The organism is Streptomyces cyaneofuscatus (genome assembly GCF_000718135.1).
Taxonomy (GTDB): Bacteria; Actinomycetota; Actinomycetes; order Streptomycetales; family Streptomycetaceae; genus Streptomyces; species Streptomyces cyaneofuscatus.
Genome location: NZ_JOEM01000123.1, coordinates 1 through 203, shown reverse-complemented (window position 1 = coordinate 203; position 203 = coordinate 1). Strand labels below are relative to the sequence as shown.

Genomic DNA, 203 nt, shown 5'->3' with positions numbered 1-203 from the left:
CCATGCGGGCGAGTTGGGTGTCGGAGCCGATGCGGGTGGCTTCGACGACGAGACGGCCGCCCGCGTTGATCGTCGCCCCGGTGACGGAGTCGCCTGCGGCGACTTCCACGGGGACGGACTCGCCGGTCAGCATCGACGCGTCGACGGCCGAGCTGCCCTCGACGACCTTCCCGTCCGTCGCGATCTTCTCCCCGGGGCGGACC

1 protein-coding gene is annotated in these 203 nt (G+C 72.4%); it reads right to left on the bottom strand.

Annotation, left to right across the window (positions count from 1 at the left end):
* Positions 1-203 (bottom strand): P-type ATPase actuator domain-containing protein (locus IF17_RS01000000137020; RefSeq protein WP_032773266.1); only part of this gene is annotated, 203 nt, incomplete at both ends.